Source organism: Streptomyces sp. NPDC033131 (genome assembly GCF_055578365.1).
The window spans coordinates 136,540-156,906 of the sequence record NZ_JBVIPA010000018.1; the positions used below are offsets into that span (position 1 = coordinate 136,540).

The following is a 20,367-nucleotide window of genomic DNA, read 5'->3' on the forward strand; positions in this document are numbered from 1 at the left end:
CGGGCGGCTCACGCCGACCGCCCGAACCCGATCGTCGGCACCGCCCGCCGCAACGGCCACGGCCGGGCCGCCTCCCCGGGTACCAGCCCCGCCAGGAATCCGTACCGCCGCAGCGCGGCCGGGTCCTGGCCGTCCACCGACTGCACCTTCCGCCACCAGGCCCCGATCTCGGACCACCCGGGCGCCGACAGCGACCCGCCGAACTCCTGCACGGACAACGCGGCCGTCAGCCCGCCGAACGCCAGCCGGTCGGCCAGCGGCCACCCCGCCAGGGTGCCGGTGACGAAGCCCGCCACGAACACGTCCCCCGCCCCGGTCGGATCCAGCGCCTCCACGGCGATCGCCGGCACCTCCGCCGTCTCGCCCGTCCGGCGGTCCACCGCGTACGCCCCGTCCGCACCGAGGGTGACGACGGCCACCGGGACGTGGTCGGTCAGGGCGTGCGCGGCCGCACGCGGACACGCCGCGCCCGTGTACCGCATCGCCTCCTGCGCGTTCGGCAGGAACGCCTCGCAGTGCTCCAGGTCGGGCAGGCCCGCCAGGTCCCAGGCCCCCGTGTCGTCCCACCCGACGTCACCGAAGATCCGGGCTCCCTTGCGCGCGGCCTGGGCGATCCAGGGCGCCCGTCTGCCGGGCGTGAGCGAGGCGATGGCGGCACGCGCGCGTGGCGGGCACTCGGGCGCGCCGTCCCCGATGAGGTCGGCGTCGGGGGGCGGCTCGTGGCCGTGGGAGATCATCGTGCGCTCCCCCTCGTACGCCATGGAGACCGTGACCGGCGAGTGCCAGCCGGGGACCGTGCGGGAGGGCGTGAGGTCGATGCCCTCGCCCGTCTCCAGCGCGTCCCAGCAGTACTCGCCGTAGTGGTCGTCGCCGAACGCGGCCGCGAGGGAGGTCCGCAGGCCGAGGCGCGCCAGCGCGGTCGCCATGTTCGCCACGCCGCCCGGGCTGGACCCCATCCCGCGCGCCCAGGACTCGGTCCCGCGCACCGGGGCGGAGTCGAGCCCGGTGAAGATGATGTCGAGGAAGACGGTGCCCGTGAGGTACACGTCCCAGGGCGGCTCGCCCGGTGTGCGCAGGGCGGCGAGCGGGTCGACCTGGACCCGAGGGTGCCCGGCCTCTCCGATGTGCGACGGTCCCTTTCCGGTGGACGCGGTGGACGCGATCACGGTGCGCTCCCTGACGTGGTGCCGATCAGGCCAGTCTGCACCACACCGCTGACAAAGCGCCGTCGTCACACCGTCGCCGCAGGTCGGCCGGGCAGCGCCGGGGCGCGTCGGGTCGCGTCGGCTGTGTTGAGGCCGCCGTCTACCAGCGGGGGACGGCCGGCGTGACCCACCCGGGCTCGGCGACCCGCATCGCCGCCGCGTCGTCCCGCTCGCGCAGCGCACCGTCGTCGTCGAGCCAGCGCCGGTGGAGGAACCGGAGCCGGTCCCGGTCGAGTTCGACGCCCAGGCCGGGCGCGTCCGAGACGGTGACCCTGCCGCCCTCGAAGGTCAGGCGTTCGGTGAGGACGTCCTCCGACTGCCAGGGGTAGTGGGAGTCGCAGGCGTGGTGGAGGTTCGGGACGGTGGACGCGACATGGGTCATCGCGGCCAGCGAGATGCCCAGGTGGGTGTTGGAGTGCATGGACACCCCGACGCCGAAGGTGCGGCAGATCGCGGCGAGTTGCTGGGTGTTGCGCAGTCCGCCCCAGTAGTGGTGGTCGGAGAGCACCACCTGGACGGCGCCGCGGGTGAAGGCCTCCTCGATCTCGGCGAAGGTCGTCACGCACATGTTGGTGGCGAGGGGAACGTCCGTCCCGGCGGCGACCTCGGCCATGGCCGGCGTGCCGAGCGCGGGGTCCTCCAGGTACTCGAGGACGTTCCCGAGCTCCTTGGCCACCTTCAGCGAGGTCTCGACGCTCCAGGCCCCGTTGGGGTCGAGCCGCAGCGGGTGTCCGGGGAACGCCTCGGCCAGTGCCCGTACGGCCGCCACCTCCTCGTCCGGCGGGAAGACACCGCCCTTGAGCTTGAAGGAGGTGAAGCCGTAGCGCTCGGTGAACTTCCGGGCCTGCTCGACGATCCCGGCCGGGTCGACGGCGACGCCCCAGTCGTCCTTCTCGGCCGCCACGCCCTCCGGATGGTCCGCCCACTTGTAGAAGAGATACGCGCTGTACTCCACCGCGTCCCGCAGCTTGCCGCCCAGCAGTGCGTGCACGGGCAGGCCGAGTGCCTTGCCCAGGGCGTCGAGGCAGGCCACCTCGAAGGCGGACACGACGGACAGGCGCAGCTTGTCGGCGGTCTGGACGCCGCGCAGTCCGCCGACGTCGACCTGACCGGAGACCCGGGAGCTGTCGACGGCGACCTCGTCGGCGAGGACGAACAGCCCGTTCAGGTCGCTCACCGGGCGTCCGACCAGCTTCTGCGCGAACGGCCGCGCCAGTTCGAGGTACTTGGTGTCGCCGTACGTCTCGCCGATGCCGGTGATCCCGTCGGCCGTCACCACCTCCACGATCAGGCGGGGTGTGTACGGCTGGTGCACGCCCTGCGTGTTCAGCAGCGGCGGGTCGGCGACCAGGATCGGCGTCAGCCGTATGTCCGCGATGGAGAGGTTCACAGGGCGGCTCCTACGAGGTCGAGTCCGGTGGTCAGCAGCTGTTCGAGCTCGGCCAGGTCGGCGGCCGAGGGGTCGGTGAGCGGGGCGCGCACGGGTCCCACCGGGCGGCCGCGCAGCCGGGCCGCCGCCTTCACCAGGGACACCGCGTATCCGGGTACCCGGTCGCGGAGTTCGACGAGCGGGACGTAGAAGTCGCGCAGCAGCTTGTCGACGGTGCCGTCGTCGCCGCCCTGGAAGGCCGTGAAGAAGGCGTTCGCGATCTCGGGGGCGAAGGCGTGGACGGCGGAGGAGTAGGCGGGGACGCCGACGGTGGCGTAGGCGCGGGCCTGGATCTCGGCGGTGGCGGCGCCGTTGAAGAAGAGGAAGTCCTCGGGGGCGGCGAGGGTGAGGCGCTGGAGCCGGTCGAGGTCGCTGTGGCCGTCCTTGAGGCCGATGACGGTCGGGATGCCGGCGATGCGCTTCACGGAGGCGGCCGTGAAGGCGACCTGCCCGCGCTGGTAGGCGATGAGCGGCAGCCGGGTGCGGGCCGCGATCTGCTCCAGCTGGGCGACGAGTCCGTCCTGCGGGGCGGCGACCAGGTAGTGCGGCAGGACGAGGAGCGCGTCGGCCCCGGCCTCCTCGGCGATGCGCGCGAACCGGGCGGCCTGCGCCCAGCCGTAGCCGGTCCCGGCGACGACGGGCACGCGCCCGCCGGCCTCCTCGACGGTGATGGTGACGACCTGCCGGTACTCGTCCTCGTCCAGTGAGAAGAACTCCCCGGTGCCGCAGGCGGGGAAGACGGCGCCGGGGCCGGTGGCGATCCGGTCCGCGACGTAGGCGCGGAAGCCGTCCGGGTCGAGGGAGCCGTCGTCGTGGAAGCTGGTCAGCGGGAACGACAGCACGCCGTTCACCATGCCCTTCCTCAGCCTCCGCGCCACGGCGTCCGTATCAGGATTCACCCTCACTCATCTCCCCATGTAGACACCATCCACGTATGAAGATGGAGATTAGATACGCGAACGATTCTCGTCAATGGGGCGGGCACCCGCGCTTACGATCGACGCATGTCGGAGACAGGAGGCGTCCGCGAGGTGAAGTCGGCCGCGCGCACGGTCGAGCTGCTGGAACTGCTCGCCGCGCGGGGCGACCGTCCGGCGCGACTGCAGGAGCTCGCCGACGAACTGGGCGTGCCGCGCAGCTCGATGTACGCGCTGCTGCAGACCCTGATCTCGCGCGGCTGGGTCCGCACGGACGTCACCGGCTCCCTGTACGGCATCGGCATCCACGCCCTGCTCACCGGCACCAGCTACCTCGACTCCGACCCGCGCGTACGCGTCGTACGGCCGTATCTCGACGAGGCCTCCCAGGCGCTGGGCGAGACGATCCACATGGGGCGGCTCGACGGCCGGGGCGTGGCGTATCTGGCGACGCGCGAGTCGCACGAGTACCTGCGGACCATCAGCCGGGTGGGACGCCGGCTGCCGGCCCACGTGGGCGCGCTGGGCAAGGCGCTGCTCGCCGAACGGGACGACGCCGAGCTGCCCGACGGGCCGTACGAGGCACTCACCCCGAACTCGCACACCAGCCGGGAGTCGCTGGCGGCGGACCTGGCACGGGTCCGTACCCGCGGCTACTCGATCGACCACGAGGAGGGCGTCCTCGGCATCGCCGGCTTCGGCTTCGCCCTGCGCTACGACTCCCCCGCCCAGGACGCCGTCAGCTGCTCGGTACCGGTGGCCCGGCTGACGCCGGCACACGAGGAGCGGATCGTCGCGGTGATGCGGGAGATCAGGGGCAAGATCGAGGCGACGGCGCCGGGCGCGGGCGGCGCACCGCACTGGCGGTAACTCGGTGCACGGCGCTGCGGACTACAGACCACCACGGCCTGGGGCTCCTACTTCCGCATGCGCCCGGGGCCCGGCGTCGCACTCGATGAGATATGAACCAGCCCGCGCGCGCACGCATACGTGAGGAATTCACTTGTTCGAGTGAGAGTGTGCGAACAAGGTCCTGACGTGCGAGCAGGTCCCTACGGTTACGGTCATGCGATTGATGGTGCGCGTCAAGCTGCTACCTACGCCCGAGCAAAATCAGGCGTTGGAGGCGACGTTGCGCGCCTGCAATCGGGCCGCCGATTACGTCTCCGTCATCGCGTTCGAGTCGGGGGCACGGGACCGCAATGGGCTTCAGAAGGTCGTGTACTCGGACGTGAAAGCCACCTTCGGCCTTTCCGCGCAACCCGCGGTGCGGGTGGTGAGGAAGGTAGTGGACGCCTACGCGACACTGGCCACGCAGCTAAAGGCGGGATTGCTGGGCGGGAAGGGATCGAAGCGGTACCGCAAGGCCACCGGTTCACCGATCAGCTTCCGGCCGGAGGCGGCGCAACCGTTCGACGACCGGTGCCTGTCTTGGCAGACCGATGCCCGCACGGTGTCGATCTGGACTGTGGGCGGTCGGCTACGCGGCATGCGCTACACCGGCGAGCCGGGGCAGTTGAAACTCCTTTCGGAGCACCGGAAGGGCGAGAGCGATCTGATTCAGCAGAAGGGCAAATGGTACCTACTGGCAACCTGTGAGGTTCCCGACCCGGAGATCGCCGAGCCGAGCGACTGGATCGGGGTGGATCGCGGCATCGTCAACCTCGCCACCACCAGCGACAACGTCAACTACCAAGGACGCCGTCTGAGCCGGTATCGGCGCTGGCAAGCCCACAAACGCTCCGAGCTGGAGCGGAAGAACACCCGCTCGCCCATCCGCCGTCCGGCCCGCCGAGCCCACAAGGAACAGCGCCATGCCACACATGTGAACCACAAGATCAGCAAGGAGATCGTGTCCGTCGCGCAACGCACCGGAAGGGGAGTCGCCGTCGAGCAGTTGGACGGGATCCGGGACCGGGTACGGCTTCGACGCGACCAGCGGGGCACCCTCTCCTCGTGGCCGTTCCACCAACTGGGACAGCACCTTTCCTACAAGGCCCGTCGGGCAGGAGTTGCTTTTCTGGAGGTGGACGCGAGCTACACCTCGCAGCGCTGCCCGCGCTGTGGGCACACCGAAAAGGCCAACAGGCCCACTCTGGATTGCTTTCGCTGCCGTCGGTGTGGCCTCGCTGGGCCAGCCGACGTCGTCGCCGGGGTCAACGTGCGCAATCGGGCACGCTCGGCGTGGGTGCTTGTCACCGCACCCGTCCCTGCTCTCGCGTGACATCGTGAGAGCAGGGAGATGCGACCCGTAACCGTCCCGTCGTAGGGGGCAGTCGGGAGCGCGACTCGGCGTGAACGGCCAAGCTGCACAAGCTCAACCGTTGACGGCCGAGAAGGTGACGGCCGGGTATCTCGCTGGCGCTTACCCGCCTTCCGTTGGCTCGAACGAGCACGACATGCGGCACCCAAACCCTGGCCTACCGGAAGTCGTACGCCTCCACCTCGGCCAGATACCGCGCCCGCCGCTCCTCGTCGTGCTCCAGGAAGGACGCGACGAAGGAGTTGCGGGCCAGCTCGCGCAGCCGGTCCTCGCCCAGGCCCAGCGCCTGGCGTACGGCGTCGAAGTTGTCGCCCGCGTAACCGCCGAAGTAGGCCGGGTCGTCGGAGTTGACCGTGCACAGCAGCCCGGCCTCCAGCATCGCGGGCAGCGGGTGCTCGGCGAGGACGTCGACGGTCCGCAGCCGGACGTTGGAGAGGGGGCAGAGGGTCAGCGGGACGCGGTCCCGGACGAGCCGTTCGACCAGGTCGGGGGACTCCATGCAGCGCAGTCCGTGGTCGATCCGCTCGACGCCGAGCACGTCCAGGGCCTCGGTGATGTACTCCGGCGGCCCCTCCTCACCGGCATGCGCCACCAGCCTCAGACCCAAGGCCGCTGCCGAGTAGTACACCTCGCGGAACTTCGCCGGCGGATGCCCGACCTCGGCCGAGTCGAGTCCGATGCCTGTGATCCGGCCGAGGTACGGCTTCGCCGCCTCCAGGGTCTGAAGCGCCGACTCGGCGGACTCGTCGCGCAGGAAGCACATGATCAGCTGGGTGGAGACGCCGTGTGCGGCCTCGCTGTCCCCCAGCGCCCGCCACAGCCCCTCCACGACCGTCCCCATGCCGACGCCCCGCGCGATGTGGGCCTGCGGGTCGAAGAAGATCTCCGCGTGCCGGACGCCCTGTGCGGCGGCGCGGGCCAGATAGGCGTTCGCGAGGTCCGCGAAGTCCTGCTCGGTGCGGAGCACGGCCATGAGCTCGTAGTACAGGTTCAGGAAGGACTGCAGATCCTCGAACCGGTACGCCTTGCGCAGCTCGTCCGTGTCGGCGTACGGCAGCTCGACGCCGTTGCGGGCGGCCAGCTCGAAGGCCAGCTCCGGCTCCAGAGTGCCTTCGATATGGAGGTGCAGTTCAGCTTTGGGGAGGGACATCGAAGCATGGTACGGCGGTTTCACCGACGCTTCGGAACCGGGACCCTCAGCAGATCGTGCGCGACCGTCAGCTCGCCCTCGAATCCGGCGGCCCGCGCCTGCCGCTCGAACTCCTCCGGCTCGGAGTAACGCTGACTGAAGTGGGTGAGCACGAGGTGCCGCACACCGGCGTCCCGCGCGACCCGCGCGGCCTGACCGGCGGTCAGGTGCCCGTGTTCGACGGCCAGTTGCTCGTCCTCGTCGAGGAACGTCGACTCGATGACCAGCAGGTCGCAGCCCTCGGCGAGCGCGTACACGCCGTCGCACAGCCGGGTGTCCATGACGAACGCGAACCGCTGCCCGCGGCGGGTCTCGCTGACGTCGTCGAGCGAGACACCACCGAGGACCCCCTCGCGCTGGAGGCGGCCGACGTCCGGGCCCTTGATGCCGTGCGCGGCGAGCCGGTCGGGCAGCATACGGCGGCCGTCCGGCTCGGTGAGGCGATAGCCGTAGGACTCGACGGGGTGCGAGAGCTTGCGGGCGTCCAGGGTGTAGCCGGGGGTTTCCGCGAGCACCCCGTCCGCCGCCACCGGCGCCTCGACCAGCTCGACCGTCTCGCGGTAGGCGGTGGCGTACCGCAGCCGGTTGAAGAAGCGCTGCCCGGAGCGCGGGTAGTGGGCGGTGACCCCGTGCGGGACCCGGTCGAGGTTGATGCGCTGGATGACTCCGGCGAGGCCCAGCGAGTGGTCGCCGTGGAAGTGCGTGACGCAGATCCGGTTCAGGTCGTGCGCGGCGACCCCGGCGCGCAGCATCTGCCGCTGTGTGCCCTCGCCGGGGTCGAACAGGATGCCCTCGCCGTCCCACCGCAGCAGGTAACCGTTGTGGTTGCGATGCCGGGTCGGGACCTGGCTGGCGGTGCCGAGGACGACCAGTTCACGTACGGACACGGTGACTTACGTCCTTCTGGTCAGCCGGGGGGCCACTGCAGGCCACGGCCGCCGAGGACGTGCGCGTGGGCGTGCCAGACGGTCTGCCCGGCGCCGCTGCCGGTGTTGAAGACGATGCGGTAGCTCTCCAGCTTCTCGCCGTCGGCGACGGCCTGGGTCTCGCGCAGGACGTCGGCGGCGAGCTCCGGGGCGTCGGCGGCGAGCGCGGCGGCGTCCTTGTGGTGGGCCTTCGGGATCACCAGGACGTGGGTGGGCGCCTGGGGGTTGATGTCCCGGAACGCGACGGTGGTGGCGGTCTCACGGACGATCGTCGCCGGGATGCCCCCCGCGACGATCTTGCAGAACAGACAGTCGTCCTGCGGTTCCCCTGCCATGCGGTTCCCTCCGGGGGTGAGCGGGTTGATCGCGTGTGGGCATCGTATCGCCGCCGAGTGCGGGCGCTCTGTGGCTGGTCGCGCCCACGCGGCGGAGCCGCATATCGATACAGCCCCGCGCCCCTTAGGTCGGCAAGCCGGGCGGTGTTTTCGCCGGGCTGGTCTCCAACGCCTCCAGCGCCAGCCGGACCGCCTCGTCCAGCTGCACGTCCCGCCCCGCCGCATGATCCTGCGGCCGCTGCACGACCTCCACGTCGGGGTCGACGCCGTGGTTCTCCACGCCCCACTCGTAACCCTCCAGCCAGAACGCGTACTTCGGCTGCGTGATCAGCGTCCCGTCGACCAGCCGGTACCGGCTGTCGATCCCGATCACCCCGCCCCACGTCCGCGTCCCGACCACCGGCCCGATCCCCAGCGCCTTGATCGCCGCGTTGACGATGTCCCCGTCCGAGCCGGAGAACTCGTTGGCGACGGCGACCACGGGCCCCCGGGGCGCGTCGTGTGGGTAGCTGTAGGGCCGCATCCCGCGCGGCACGGCCCAGCCGACGATCCGCCGGGCCAGCTTCTCGACGACCAGCTGGGACGTGTGCCCGCCGCGGTTCTCGCGGACGTCCACGACCAGCCCCTCCCGGGCCACCTCCACCCGCAGGTCACGGTGGATCTGGGCCCAGCCGGGCGCCTGCATGTCCGGCACGTGCAGATACCCCAGCCGGCCGCCGGACTTCTCGTGGACGTACGCCCGCCGGTCCGCGACCCACGCGTGGTAGCGCAGCGGTTCCTCGTCGGCCGTGGGGACGACCACCGCGTGCCGCACCTCGCCCCCGCCGGACGGCGAGATCGTCAGCTCGATGGGCTTGCCCGCCGTACCGACGAGAAGCGGCCCGGGCCCGGTCACCGGGTCGACCGGCATCCCGGCCACGGCGACGATCGCGTCCCCGGCGCGCACGGCGACACCGGGCGCGGCGAGCGGGGAGCGGGCGTCCGGGTCGGAGGTCTCGGTCGGCAGGATGCGGTCGATGACCCAGGTGCCGTCCGCGTGACGGGAGATGTCCGCGCCGAGCAGCCCCTGCCGGGGCCCGCCGCCGTGACCGCCGCGCGGGACGACGTAGGCGTGCGAGGTGCCGAGTTCGCCCTGGACCTCCCACAGCAGGTCGACGAGATCGTCGTGGGTGGCGACGCGGTCCAGCACGGGACGGTAGCGGTCGAGGACGCCGGGCCAGTCGACCCCGTTCATGTCCGGGCGCCAGAAGTGGTCCCGCATGACGCGGCCGGTCTCCTCGTACATCTGCCGCCACTCGGCCGCCGGGTCGACTCTCTGCCGTACGCGGGTGAGGTCGACGGTGATGTTCGTGTCGCTGTCGTCGTCGTTCGAGGCGCGCCGGTCGCTGGGGACGACCTTGAGGCGGCCGTCGGTCCACAGCAGGACCCGCTTGCCGTCGCCGCTGACGGCGAAGTGGTCGGCGTCCACGGCGAGGTGTTCGATGCGCTGCTGGGCGAGGTCGTAGCGCTCCAGCTCGGTGTGCGGGTCCGGGTCGTCCGGGGTGGCCCGGGAGGAGCCGAGGACACCGCGCACCGGGTGCCGCAGCCACAGCACGCCGTCCTTCGCCGCCCTCAGGTTGGAGTAGCGGGCCGCCTCCACCGGGAAGGGCACGATCCGGTCGGCGAGGCCTTCGAGGTCGATGCGGGTGGCCGGGGTGCCCTCGCTGTCGGGCGTCTCGTCCTTGTCGGGGGCCTCGAAGGGCCGGCCGTGCCGCTGCGGGCCGAACGGGGAGGGCGTGGTCGCGGCCAGCGTGATCAGGTGCGGGCGGTCGCCGACCACGAAGGCCAGGTCGAAGACGTGCTCGTCGTAGACCGGGTCGAAGGACCGGTTGGAGAGGAAGGCGAGGTGCTTGCCGTCGAGGGTGAACGCCGGGGCGTAGTCCCGGAACCGCAGCGGGGTCGCCTCGGTGACCGACAGGTCGGTGGTGTTGGCGAGCCGGAGCTGGCGCAGCGGGCCGGGGCCGGGGTGCGACCAGGCGAGCCAGGCCGAGTCGGGCGAGAAGACCAGCCCGGTGACGTCGCCCTCCTCGCTGCGGTCGACCTCGCGGACCTCGCCGGTCTCGCGTTCGACGAGCAGGACGCGTCCGTCGTGCGCGGCGACCGCGGCCCGGCTGCCGTCGGGTGCCATGGCGAGCCCGAGGACGCGGCCCAGCTGTCCGGCGGCGAGGCGGCGCGGGGTGGCGCCGGGCGCGTGGCCGGTGGCGGGCGCGAACTCCAGGGCGTCGTCGCCCTCGGCGTCCGTCACCCACACCACCCACTCCTCGCCCTCGGCGCGGAAGGTGCGGGGCAGCCGGGCCCGTACGCCGGGTTCGGCGGAGAGCGCGCGGGCCGGTCCGGCGCGGTGGGTGACCCAGTGCACGGCTCCGCGCACGGCGACCGCGCTGCCGCGCGCGGTGTGGTCGGGGGCGGCCGACCCGAACCAGCGGGTGGCGTTCACCGTGAACGGCTGCCGGTCGGTGTGCTGCCCGCCGAGCCGTACGTCGAGGCGGCGGGGCTCGGCGCCGTCGAGGTCGTCGAGGATCCACAGTTCACCGGCGGAGGAGTACACGACGCGGGTGCCGTCCCCGGCCGCGTGCCGGGCGTAGTAGCCGTCGAGGGGCGTGTGCCGCCGCAGGTCGGAGCCGTCGGCGAGGGAGGAGTACAGGGCGCCGACGCCCTCGTGGTCGGACAGGAAGGCGATCCGGTCCCCCGCCCACACGGGGTACTCGATGTTCCCGTCGAGCTCTTCGTGCAGCCGTACGAACTCGCCCGCACCCTGCCCGTCGCGGACGTCCCTGTCGATCCACAGCTTGCCCGCCGTACCGCCCCGGTACCGCTTCCACCAGGCCGCCTCGCGCCCCATCGGCGCGGACAGCAGGACCGTGCCGGGGCCGCCGTGGGCGACGTCGCCTACGGGTCCGTACGGCAGGGTCGTGGCCGGGCCGCCGTCGAGCGGGATCGCGCGGGCCCAGCTGCGGCGCAGGCTCGCCTGGCCGTAGGTGCTGAGCGCGAGGACCTCGCCGTCCGCGGTCCAGCCGCGCACCTGGGTGCGGGAACTGCCCCAGTGGGTCAGGCGTTTGGCGGGGCCGCCGTCGACGTCGGCGATGTGCACCTCGGGGGCGCCGTCGCGGGTGGAGGTCCAGGCGACGGTGGTGCCGTCGGGCGAGATGCGGGGGTGGGTGACCGGCACGTTGTCGGCGCTGACCCGCCAGGCCCGGCCGCCGTCGAGCGGGGCCAGCCACACGTCGTCCTCGGCGGTGAAGGCCACCAACTCGCCGTGCAGGTGGGGGAACCGGAGATACGCTGAGGTCGCGGCGGTCGCAGGCTGTGTCACCCGATCACCCTATGCACGCGCGGCGACCGGTGACAGGGGTTTGAACCAGGTTTGGATCACGTGACCGACCGCCCCGGACGGCGGCTCACTTGCCGTCGGGCCAGCACTGGGGTGCCTTCTGGCAGTACACGGTCTTGGTGACCGTCACCGTGACCGTCGGCCCGGGCTGATCGGGGTCGTTGACGGGCGGGGTGGTCCGCGCGTCGCAGTTTCCGAGCCCTTCCACGTGGAACCACTGCTTGCCGTCGATCTTCGCGGTGAGGTCCCCGCGCACACACGCGCCGCTGACCGCGCGAGTGACCTTGCCGGTGACGGTGATGTCCTTGCCGTCGTCGGTCTCGCCCTCGCAGTCGACGTCCGCGACGGCGTTCTCGGTGGCCGTGGGCGTCGAGCCGCTGTCGCCGTACGAGGCCGTGCAGTTGAGCCAGCGCACGTCGGCCTTCTGCCGCTCCAGTTCGTCGGTCACGGTCTGGTCGGTCGTGTACGCCACGGTCGCGGAGTTCAGCCCGCTCGGATCGCAGGCGACCGTCCCGCCCACGGCGAGCACGCCCAGAGTCGCCACAGCCGCCACTCGCCGCCCGCGCGGCCGACGCCGAAACCTCGTCAACGCCCCCATGCAGGGCAGCCTGCCACCGTCCCGGCCGTCGCGGTAGAGCGCATACGGCCACTTGCGCGCCCCGCGTCTACCGTGGACGGATGCGCAACGACCGCAGTCTCAGAAGGCTCGTCCTGGACGAGCGGACCGTCTACCTGTGGAACGTGCGTCACCGGCACGGCGGCGGTGAGCCCTGCCGCGAAACCCTCACCCTGCTCCGTGACGGCATCCGCACCCGGATCGTCTTCCGGTCCGGCGAGGGGCGCGACGCCGGCGGCGGCTACCCCGGCCACTCGGGCGGCGTGAGCGACGCCCACGGCCACTACGTCAACCTGCACGAACCCGGCGTCGTACGCGCCCTGGTCGACGAGGCCGCGAAGCGCGGACTGCTGTCCGGTGGCGGCGAGTTGGACGGCTGGGAACTGCTGCCCGCCGTGGCCGTCAGCCGCGCAGCAGCAGCCACTCCTGAAGCTCCACGAGATTGCCCTCCGGGTCCTTGAGGTGCGCGACCCTCATCCGGTCGGTCATCGGGGCCGGGCCGTGCAGCAGGGTCGCTCCGCGTGCGGTGATCTGCTCGCAGTAGGCGCCCAGGGCGTCGACGCGCAGCACCACCAGGGAGCGGTGGCCGGTGGCCGCGTCACCCAGCTCGTCGCCGAGAATCCGGGACATCATGGCCCGGTCCTGGAGGGCGATGCCCGCGGAGCCGGTGGCCGGGCTGAACTTCTCGTACGGCCCCTCGGCGGTCCCCGACTGCGGCTTCAGGCCGAGGACGTCGGCGTAGAAGCGGTAACAGGCGGCGAAGTCGCTGACGAGCAGGCGTACCTGGGCGAGTTCCACGAGCCGTTCTCCCGGTGGCAGAGGTCAGGACCAGCGGCCGGAGCGGCCGAGGAGCAGGGCGGTCGCCGCGGTCCCGGCGGTCGACGTCCGCAGGACGGTGGGTCCGAGCCGGTACGCCTTCGCGCCCGCCTCCTCGAAGAGCGCCAACTCCTCGGGGGAGACGCCGCCTTCGGGTCCGACGACGAGCACGATCTCACCCTCGGTGGGCAGTTCGGCGGTGGCCAGGGTCGCTTCGCCGCTCTCGTGCAGTACGGCGGCGAAGTCTGCTCGGGCGAGAAGTGCCGCGACCTGCTTGCTCGTTGCCGCTTCCGCGATCTCGGGGAAGCGCACCCGGCGGGACTGCTTGCCGGCCTCGCGAGCGGTGGCCCGCCACTTGCCGAGCGCCTTCACACCGCGGTCGCCCCTCCACTGCGTGATGCAGCGGGAGGCGGCCCAGGGCACGATCGCGTCCACGCCGGTCTCGGTCATCGTCTCGACGGCCAGCTCGCCGCGGTCGCCCTTGGGGAGGGCCTGGACGACGGTGATGCGGGGGGACTGCGGGGGTTCCTCGGAGATCTCGGTCACGTGGACGACCAGCCGGTCCTTGCCTTCGGTGCCGACCACCTCGCACGCGGCCCAGCGCCCGGCACCGTCGGTGAGCACGACGCTCTCCCCGGGCTTCAGCCGCTTCACGGAGACGGCGTGGCGCCCCTCGGGTCCGTCGAGGACGTACTGCCCGCCGCCGCCCGCGTCGAGGTGTTCGACGACGAAGACGGGCGCCGTCATCGCGCCCCGCCCTGCGACAACGCTGTCCAGGCGGCGGTGAGTTCGGCCACCAGCACCTCCACCAGCTGTCCGGCGGGCAGTTCGCGGGCCATCCGGTGCCCCTGGCCCGCCCACAGCGCCATGCCCTGCGCGTCGCCCGCCTTGGCGGCCGCCTTGCGCAGCGGTGCGGTCAGGTGGTGGATCTCCGGGTAGGCGGCGGGCGCGTACGGGCCGTGCTCGCGCAGGAAGCGGTTGACCAGCCCGCGGGCCGGGCGGCCGGAGAAGGCGCGGGTCAGTTCGGTACGCACGTACAGGGGGTTGGTCAGCGCCTGCTTGTGCACGGCGGACGCGCCGGACTCGGGAGTGGCGAGGAACGCCGTGCCGAGCTGGGCCGCGCTCGCGCCCGCGGCGAGCACGCCGGCGATCTGGCCGCCGCGCATGATGCCGCCCGCGGCGACGATCGGAATGCCCACGGTCTCGCGGACCTGCGCTATCAGCGAGAGCAGGCCGATGCCCGAGCCGTCGGTCTCCGGGAGGTCGCGATGGGTGCCCTGGTGGCCGCCCGCCTCCACGCCCTGGGCGATCACCGCGTCGGCGCCCGCCTGCTCGACCGCGAACGCCTCCTCGGCGGTGGTCGCGGTGACCAGGGTGAAGGTGCCGGCCCGGCGCAGCGAGTCCAGGAGGTCCGGGCTCGGCACGCCGAAGTGGAACGAGACCACCGGCACCGGGTTGTCGAGCAGCACCGCGAGCTTGGCCTCGTAGCCGTCGTCGCGGCCGCATTCGGGGTCGCCCAGCTCGGTCTCGTACCACGCGGCCTCGCCGGCCAGCTGATGGGCGTACACGTCGACGGCGGCCGGGTCCGCGTACTCCGGCTGCGGCATGAAGAGGTTCACGCCGAACGGGCGGGCCGTGAGGCTCCGCAGCTGCTTGATCTCCTGGTACAGGCCGTCGGCCGTCTTGTACCCGGCAGCGAGGAACCCCAGCCCGCCGGCCTCGGACACGGCGGCGGCGAGCGTCGGTACGGAGACGCCGCCCGCCATGGGGGCCTGCACGATCGGATGTGGGAAGAGATCGGTCAGTGCGGAGGACATGACGGCATGTTGTCACGTCCTTTGAACAAGTCCGTACTCAGCCCGTCCGGCGTTCGAGGACGAGGCCCTTCGGGCCGACAGCGGGGTCTGGGGGCGCAGCCCCCGGGGACGGGAACGGGAAGGGGCGGCGGGGGCGAGAAACAGCCTTCCGCCGCCACCCGTCAACGACCGTTGAACGCGTCCTTCAGCCGCGAGAACAGCCCCTGCTGCCCCGGCTGGAACTGCCCCGTGGGCCGCTCCTCGCCCCGCAGCTTGGCCAGCTCACGCAGCAGGCGTTCCTGCTCGGGGTCGAGCTTGTTCGGGGTCTGCACCTCGACATGGACGATGAGGTCGCCGCGTCCGCCGCCACGCAGGTGCGTGACGCCCCGGCTGTGCAGCGGGATCGACTGGCCGGACTGGGTGCCGGGCCGGATGTCGACCTCCTCCAGACCGTCCAGCGTCTCCAGCGGCACCTTGGTGCCGAGCGAGGCCGCCGTCATCGGCAGCGTGACCGTGCAGTGCAGGTCGTCGCCGCGCCGCTGGAACTGCGAGTGAGGCAGCTCGTGGATCTCGACGTACAGGTCACCGGCGGGACCGCCGCCGGGCCCGACCTCGCCCTCGCCGGCGAGCTGGATGCGGGTGCCGTTGTCGACACCGGCGGGGATCTTGACGGTCAGGGTCCGACGGGACCGGACGCGGCCGTCGCCGGCGCACTCCGGGCACGGCGTCGGGACGACCGTGCCGAAGCCCTGGCACTGCGGGCAGGGGCGCGAGGTCATGACCTGGCCCAGGAAGGACCGCGTCACCTGCGACACCTCACCGCGGCCGCGGCACATGTCACACGTCTGCGCGGAGGTCCCCGGCGCCGCACCCTCACCGCTGCAGGTGGTGCAGACGATCGCGGTGTCGACCTGGATGTCCTTCGTCGTGCCGAAGGCCGCCTCGTCGAGCTCGATCTCCAGGCGGATCATCGCGTCCTGGCCGCGCCGGGTGCGCGAGCGCGGACCCCGCTGGGACGCCGTACCGAAGAAGGCGTCCATGATGTCCGAGAAGTTCCCGAAGCCGCCCGCGCCGAAGCCGCCCGCGCCCGCGCCGCCCGCCTGGGACAGGGGGTCGCCGCCGAGGTCGTAGACCTGCTTCTTCTGCGGGTCCGACAACACCTCGTAAGCGGCGTTGATCTCCTTGAACCGCTCCTGGGTCTTCGGATCGGGGTTGACGTCCGGGTGCAGCTCGCGTGCGAGCCGCCGGAAGGCCTTCTTGATCTCTTCCTGCGACGCGTCGCGGCGCACGCCGAGAACGGCGTAGTAGTCCGTGGCCACTTACGACTCCGCCAGGATCTGTCCGACGTACCGTGCCACTGCGCGTACCGCTCCCATCGTTCCCGGGTAATCCATGCGGGTCGGTCCGACCACGCCGAGCTTGGCGACTGCCTCGCCGCCCGAACCGTAGCCGACCGACACCACTGAAGTGGAGTTGAGTCCCTCATAGGCGTTCTCGTGACCGATCCGTACGGTCATGCCCGAATCCCCCGCCTCGCCAAGGAGCTTGAGGAGCACGACCTGCTCCTCGAGGGCTTCCAGGACGGGCCGGATGGTGAGGGGAAAGTCATGTCCGAAGCGGGTGAGATTGGCGGTGCCGCCGATCATCAACCGCTCCTCGTTCTCCTCGACGAGCGTCTCCAGCAGGGTGGAGAGCACCATCGAGACGGTGCCGCGATCCTCGGCGTCGAAACCCTCGGGCAGGTCCTCCACCAGATGCGGCACGTCGGCGAAGCGACGTCCGGCGATCCGGCTGTTGAGCCGTGCCCGCAGATCGGCCAGCGACGCCTCGCCGAACGGCGCCGGGCAGTCGACCATCCGCTGCTCGACCCGTCCCGTGTCCGTGATCAGGACGAGCATCACGCGCGCGGGGGCGAGGGAGAGCAGCTCGACGTGCCGCACCGTCGACCGGGTCAGCGACGGGTACTGCACGACGGCGACCTGCCGCGTCAGCTGCGCGAGCAGCCGTACGGTCCGCGCCACCACGTCGTCCAGATCGACGGCGCCGTCCAGGAAGTTCTGGATCGCGCGCCGCTCGGGCCCGGTCATCGGCTTGACCCCGGCCAGCTTGTCGACGAACAGCCGATAGCCCTTGTCGGTGGGGATCCGCCCCGCGCTGGTGTGCGGCTGGGCGATGTACCCCTCGTCCTCCAGGGCCGACATGTCGTTGCGCACGGTCGCCGGGGAGACACCGAGGTTGTGCCGCTCGGTGAGCGCCTTGGAGCCGACCGGCTCCTCGGTGCCGACGTAGTCCTGGACGATGGCGCGCAGCACCTGGAGCCTGCGTTCACTCAGCATCGCGCACACCTCCAGAAAGTCGGCCCCTCGGCTCTTCGCCTGGCACTCGTCACATCCGAGTGCCAACGCACCCCGGCCAGTGTACGGCCGTGGGGTACGCCCGGGGCAAGGCCGGGCCTGCGAAGCCGTGCCCGAGGAGGCTTCCCCGCTAGCGTCGCGGTATGACGGTGACTTGGGAAGAGCTGGGGTGGGAGCGGCTGGCGGCCGGGGTCGGCCGGTGCCGCCTGCCGGTGTGGGACTGCACGGCGGGGCTGGTCGTCGGGGCGGGCGCGGCCCTGGTGATCGACGCCGGGTCGAGCCTGGCGGAGGGGTCGTGGGTGCGGGCGCGGGCGCAGGAAATCGCCGGTCACCGTGTGACCCATCTCGCGCTGACGCATCCGCACTTCGACCACGTCTTCGGGGCGGCGGCGTTCGCGGGGGCCGAGGTGTTCGGCGCGGTCGGCGTCGAGACGGTGCTCGCCGCCCGGCACGGGCGTGCGGACCTGCGGGCCGACGCGGTGGGCAACGGGCTCGACGCGCGTCTGGCCGACGAGGCGGTCGACGCCCTGACGGTCCCCCGCCACCGCGTCTCCGGCGAGTGGACGCTCGACCTGGGCGGCGGCCGCCAGGTCCTGCTGGCGAACGTGGGGCCCGCGCACACCGCCCACGACCTCGTGGTCCTCGTCCCCGGCTCGCCGGGGGTGGTCTTCTGCGGCGACCTGGTCGAGGAGTCCGGCGAACCCCAGGCCGGCCCCGACGCCGTACCGTCCCACTGGCCGGCCGCCCTCGACCGCCTGCTGGACCTGGGCGGCGAGGACGCGCTGTACGTGCCCGGTCACGGAGCGGTGGTCGACGCGGCGTTCGTCCGGGCACAGCGGGACGCCCTGGCCGGGCGTTTCGGCGTGTCGTGACGGCCCCGCGTCATCTCCTCGGCGTTTTCTCCTATCGTCATCCGAATGCGCCAGTACTCTGCGGACCTGACTCCGCCGTGGAAGAAGCCCAAGCCCGCACCCGAGGTCGCTGCGGAGCCCGGCCTGGTGGTGGAGGAGGCGGGGACGGGATTCTGCGGTGCGGTGATCCGCTGCGAGGCGGGCACGGTCACCCTGGAGGACCGCTTCGGCAAGCACCGCGTGTTCCCGCTGGAGCCGCGCGGCTTCCTCCTGGAGGGCCGGGTGGTGACCCTCGTACGCTCCGCCGGCCGCGCTCCGGTACGCCCGTCCCGTACGGCCTCCGGTTCGGTCGCCGTCCCCGGTGCACGCGCGCGTGTGGCCCGGGCCGGGCGCATCTACGTCGAGGGCCGGCACGACGCCGAACTCGTCGAGAAGGTGTGGGGCGACGACCTGCGCATCGAGGGCGTGGTCGTGGAGTACCTGGAGGGCGTCGACGACCTCCCGGCCATCGTCGCGGAGTTCGCGCCGGGGCCGGATGCCCGGCTGGGGGTCCTGGTGGACCACCTGGTGCCGGGCAGCAAGGAGTCCCGGATCGCGGCGTCGGTGACCAGCGAACACGCCCTGGTCGTCGGCCACCCGTACATCGACATCTGGGAGGCGGTGAAGCCCTCGGCCGTGGGAATCGAGTCCTGGCCCCGCATCCCGCGCGGCCAGGACTGGAAGGCGGGCGTGTGCCGGGCCCTGGGCTGGCCGGAGAACACGGGCGCGGTGTGGCAGGCGATCCTGAAGCGGGTGGGCTCCTACAAGGACCTGGAGCCCGAGCTCCTGGGCCGCGTGGAGGAACTGATCGACTTCGTCACGGCCCCGGAGTGAGCCCGGGCGGCAATCCGGTTTCTCGCCCCCACCGCCCCTTCCCGTTCCCGTCCCTGGGGGCTGCGCCCCCAGACCCCGCTCTCGGCCTGAACGGCCTCGTCCTCAAACGCCGGACAGGCTGACATCAGCCCCTCCGGCGTTTGAGGAGCGGGGTCCGGGGCGGAGCCCCGGAAAACCTCTCAGTCCACCAGGTCCCGCACCACCGCGTCCGCCAGCAGCCGCCCCCGCAGGGTGAGCACCGCACGCCCCGCCTCGTACGGCCCCTCCTGGAGCAGCCCGTCCGACAGGGCCCGGCCGGCCGCCTTGAGGCCGGCCGACTTCAGCAGATCCAGCGGCACGCCCTCCCGCAGCCGCAGCTCCAGCAGAATCCGCTCCACCCGCCGGTCCTCCTCCGACAGAAGCTCCCGGCCCGCACCCGGCGACCGCCCGCCCGCCAGGGCCGCCGCGTACGCGCCCGGGTGCTTCACGTTCCACCAGCGCACGCCGCCCACGTGGCTGTGGGCACCCGGCCCCGCGCCCCACCAGTCGGCGCCGCGCCAGTACAGCTCGTTGTGGAGGCAGCGGCCGGCGTCCGAGGTCGCCCAGTTCGAGACCTCGTACCAGTCGAAGCCGGCCGCCGAAAGCATCTCCTCGGCGATCAGGTACCGGTCCGCGTGCACGTCGTCGTCCGTCATGGGGACCTCGCCGCGCCGGATCCGCCGGGCCAGCTGGGTGCCCTCCTCGACGATCAGCGCGTAGGCCGACACGTGGTCCGGCCCGGCGCCCAGCGCCGCCTCGAGCGACGCCCGCCAGTCGTCGTCCGACTCCCCCGGGGTGCCGTAGATCAGGTCGAGGTTGACGTGCGCGAACCCCGCCGCCCGTGCTTCCGCCACGCACGCCTCGGGGCGTCCCGGCGTGTGCGTGCGGTCGAGGACCTTCAGCACGTGCTGCTTCGCGCTCTGCATGCCGAAGGAGAGCCGGTTGAAGCCGCCCTGGCGCAGAACGGCGAGATACGCCGGATCCACCGACTCCGGGTTCGCCTCGGTGGTGACCTCCGCGTCGGCGGCGAGGCCGAACTCGTCGCGGATCGCGCCCAGCATCCGGACGAGGTCCCCCGCGGCCAGCAGCGTGGGGGTGCCGCCGCCGACGAAGACCGTGCGGACCTCACGCGGGTCGTCGCCGAGGACCTTGCGGGCCAGCCGGATCTCGTCGATCACGGTGTCCGCGTAGTTGTCGCGGGAGGCGAGGACGCCGCCGGTGCCGCGCAGCTCGGTCGCCGTGTAGGTGTTGAAGTCGCAGTAGCCGCAGCGGGTCGCGCAGTACGGGACGTGCAGGTAGAACCCGAGGGGGCGGTCGGCCGCCCCGGCGAGCGCGGGCGCGGGCAGGGCGCCGTCGTCGGGGACGGGCTCGCCGTCGGGGAGTGCGGAAGGCATGCCCTCCATTGTCCA

At 72.2% G+C, this 20,367-nt stretch carries 19 protein-coding genes; 5 read left to right on the forward strand and 14 right to left on the reverse strand.

Features of this window, described 5'->3' with window-relative positions:
- Positions 1-8: 8 nt before the first annotated feature.
- The 3 genes from ACZ5XS_RS23600 to ACZ5XS_RS23610 form a co-directional block, all read right to left on the reverse strand.
- Positions 9-1,166, reverse strand: a complete 1,158-nt coding sequence (locus tag ACZ5XS_RS23600; RefSeq protein ID WP_468654293.1) for a PfkB family carbohydrate kinase — start codon at positions 1,164-1,166, stop codon at positions 9-11.
- A 139-nt stretch (positions 1,167-1,305) separates the two neighbouring features.
- Positions 1,306-2,595, reverse strand: coding sequence for a glucarate dehydratase family protein (locus tag ACZ5XS_RS23605; RefSeq protein ID WP_468654295.1), 1,290 nt, complete (start codon positions 2,593-2,595; stop codon positions 1,306-1,308).
- The gene (locus ACZ5XS_RS23610) at positions 2,592-3,539 is read right to left on the reverse strand and encodes a 5-dehydro-4-deoxyglucarate dehydratase (RefSeq protein ID WP_468654297.1); all 948 of its coding nucleotides are present in this window, start codon (positions 3,537-3,539) and stop codon (positions 2,592-2,594) included. Before ACZ5XS_RS23610 ends, ACZ5XS_RS23605 begins: the two co-directional genes overlap by 4 nt.
- Positions 3,540-3,638: 99 nt before the next feature.
- On the opposite strand from ACZ5XS_RS23610, the gene ACZ5XS_RS23615 reads away from it, so the two are divergent.
- Positions 3,639-4,421 carry an IclR family transcriptional regulator gene (locus ACZ5XS_RS23615; protein ID WP_468654299.1) on the forward strand — a complete coding sequence of 261 codons (783 nt, stop codon included), beginning with the start codon at positions 3,639-3,641 and terminating at the stop codon, positions 4,419-4,421.
- Between the two features lie 196 nt (positions 4,422-4,617).
- Positions 4,618-5,775 (forward strand): RNA-guided endonuclease InsQ/TnpB family protein, encoded by a 1,158-nt coding sequence (locus ACZ5XS_RS23620; RefSeq protein ID WP_468654301.1) that lies wholly within the window; start codon positions 4,618-4,620, stop codon positions 5,773-5,775.
- Between the two features lie 196 nt (positions 5,776-5,971).
- Here ACZ5XS_RS23620 and ACZ5XS_RS23625 read toward each other — a convergent pair whose 3' ends face one another.
- The 5 genes from ACZ5XS_RS23625 to ACZ5XS_RS23645 all read right to left on the reverse strand — a co-directional run bounded on the left by ACZ5XS_RS23625 (position 5,972) and on the right by ACZ5XS_RS23645 (position 12,232).
- Entirely contained in the window at positions 5,972-6,964 is a 993-nt protein-coding gene (locus ACZ5XS_RS23625) for an adenosine deaminase (protein WP_468654303.1), read from the reverse strand.
- A gap of 20 nt (positions 6,965-6,984) precedes the next feature.
- Entirely contained in the window at positions 6,985-7,890 is a 906-nt protein-coding gene (locus ACZ5XS_RS23630) for a ribonuclease Z (protein ID WP_468654305.1), read from the reverse strand.
- Positions 7,891-7,910: 20 nt separating this feature from the next.
- Positions 7,911-8,264 (reverse strand): HIT domain-containing protein, encoded by a 354-nt coding sequence (locus tag ACZ5XS_RS23635; protein ID WP_468654307.1) that lies wholly within the window; start codon positions 8,262-8,264, stop codon positions 7,911-7,913.
- A gap of 124 nt (positions 8,265-8,388) precedes the next feature.
- Positions 8,389-11,616, reverse strand: a complete 3,228-nt coding sequence (locus tag ACZ5XS_RS23640; RefSeq protein WP_468654309.1) for a S41 family peptidase — start codon at positions 11,614-11,616, stop codon at positions 8,389-8,391.
- 85 nt (positions 11,617-11,701) lie between these two features.
- A complete protein-coding gene (locus tag ACZ5XS_RS23645) occupies positions 11,702-12,232 on the reverse strand; it encodes a hypothetical protein (protein WP_468654311.1) in 531 nt (176 codons plus the stop codon).
- 80 nt (positions 12,233-12,312) lie between these two features.
- On the opposite strand from ACZ5XS_RS23645, the gene ACZ5XS_RS23650 reads away from it, so the two are divergent.
- A complete protein-coding gene (locus ACZ5XS_RS23650; RefSeq protein WP_468654312.1) occupies positions 12,313-12,711 on the forward strand; it encodes a hypothetical protein in 399 nt (132 codons plus the stop codon).
- On the opposite strand, the gene ACZ5XS_RS23655 is transcribed toward ACZ5XS_RS23650, so the two are convergent.
- The 5 genes from ACZ5XS_RS23655 to hrcA all read right to left on the reverse strand — a co-directional run bounded on the left by ACZ5XS_RS23655 (position 12,653) and on the right by hrcA (position 17,198).
- Positions 12,653-13,048: a VOC family protein gene (locus ACZ5XS_RS23655; protein ID WP_468654314.1), complete on the reverse strand. Its 396-nt coding sequence runs from the start codon at positions 13,046-13,048 to the stop codon at positions 12,653-12,655. The genes ACZ5XS_RS23650 and ACZ5XS_RS23655 overlap by 59 nt on opposite strands.
- 24 nt (positions 13,049-13,072) lie before the next feature.
- Positions 13,073-13,813 (reverse strand): 16S rRNA (uracil(1498)-N(3))-methyltransferase, encoded by a 741-nt coding sequence (locus ACZ5XS_RS23660; protein ID WP_468654316.1) that lies wholly within the window; start codon positions 13,811-13,813, stop codon positions 13,073-13,075.
- Positions 13,810-14,883: a nitronate monooxygenase gene (locus ACZ5XS_RS23665; RefSeq protein WP_468654318.1), complete on the reverse strand. Its 1,074-nt coding sequence runs from the start codon at positions 14,881-14,883 to the stop codon at positions 13,810-13,812. Before ACZ5XS_RS23665 ends, ACZ5XS_RS23660 begins: the two co-directional genes overlap by 4 nt.
- Before the next feature lie 161 nt (positions 14,884-15,044).
- Entirely contained in the window at positions 15,045-16,181 is a 1,137-nt protein-coding gene (dnaJ, locus tag ACZ5XS_RS23670; protein ID WP_217239908.1) for a molecular chaperone DnaJ, read from the reverse strand.
- The gene (hrcA, locus tag ACZ5XS_RS23675) at positions 16,182-17,198 is read right to left on the reverse strand and encodes a heat-inducible transcriptional repressor HrcA (RefSeq protein WP_468654320.1); all 1,017 of its coding nucleotides are present in this window, start codon (positions 17,196-17,198) and stop codon (positions 16,182-16,184) included. It lies immediately after the preceding gene.
- Positions 17,199-17,359: 161 nt separating this feature from the next.
- Here hrcA and ACZ5XS_RS23680 point away from each other — a divergent pair, with 161 nt between their 5' ends.
- On the forward strand, positions 17,360-18,088 hold the full coding sequence (locus ACZ5XS_RS23680; protein WP_468654322.1) for an MBL fold metallo-hydrolase: 729 nt from the start codon (positions 17,360-17,362) through the stop codon (positions 18,086-18,088).
- A gap of 45 nt (positions 18,089-18,133) precedes the next feature.
- A complete protein-coding gene (locus ACZ5XS_RS23685) occupies positions 18,134-18,940 on the forward strand; it encodes a DUF3097 domain-containing protein (protein WP_468654324.1) in 807 nt (268 codons plus the stop codon).
- Between the two features lie 179 nt (positions 18,941-19,119).
- Here the strand turns inward: ACZ5XS_RS23685 and hemW are convergent, their stop codons facing one another.
- Positions 19,120-20,352 (reverse strand): radical SAM family heme chaperone HemW, encoded by a 1,233-nt coding sequence (gene hemW, locus ACZ5XS_RS23690; RefSeq protein WP_468654326.1) that lies wholly within the window; start codon positions 20,350-20,352, stop codon positions 19,120-19,122.
- Between the last annotated feature and the right edge of the window lie 15 nt (positions 20,353-20,367).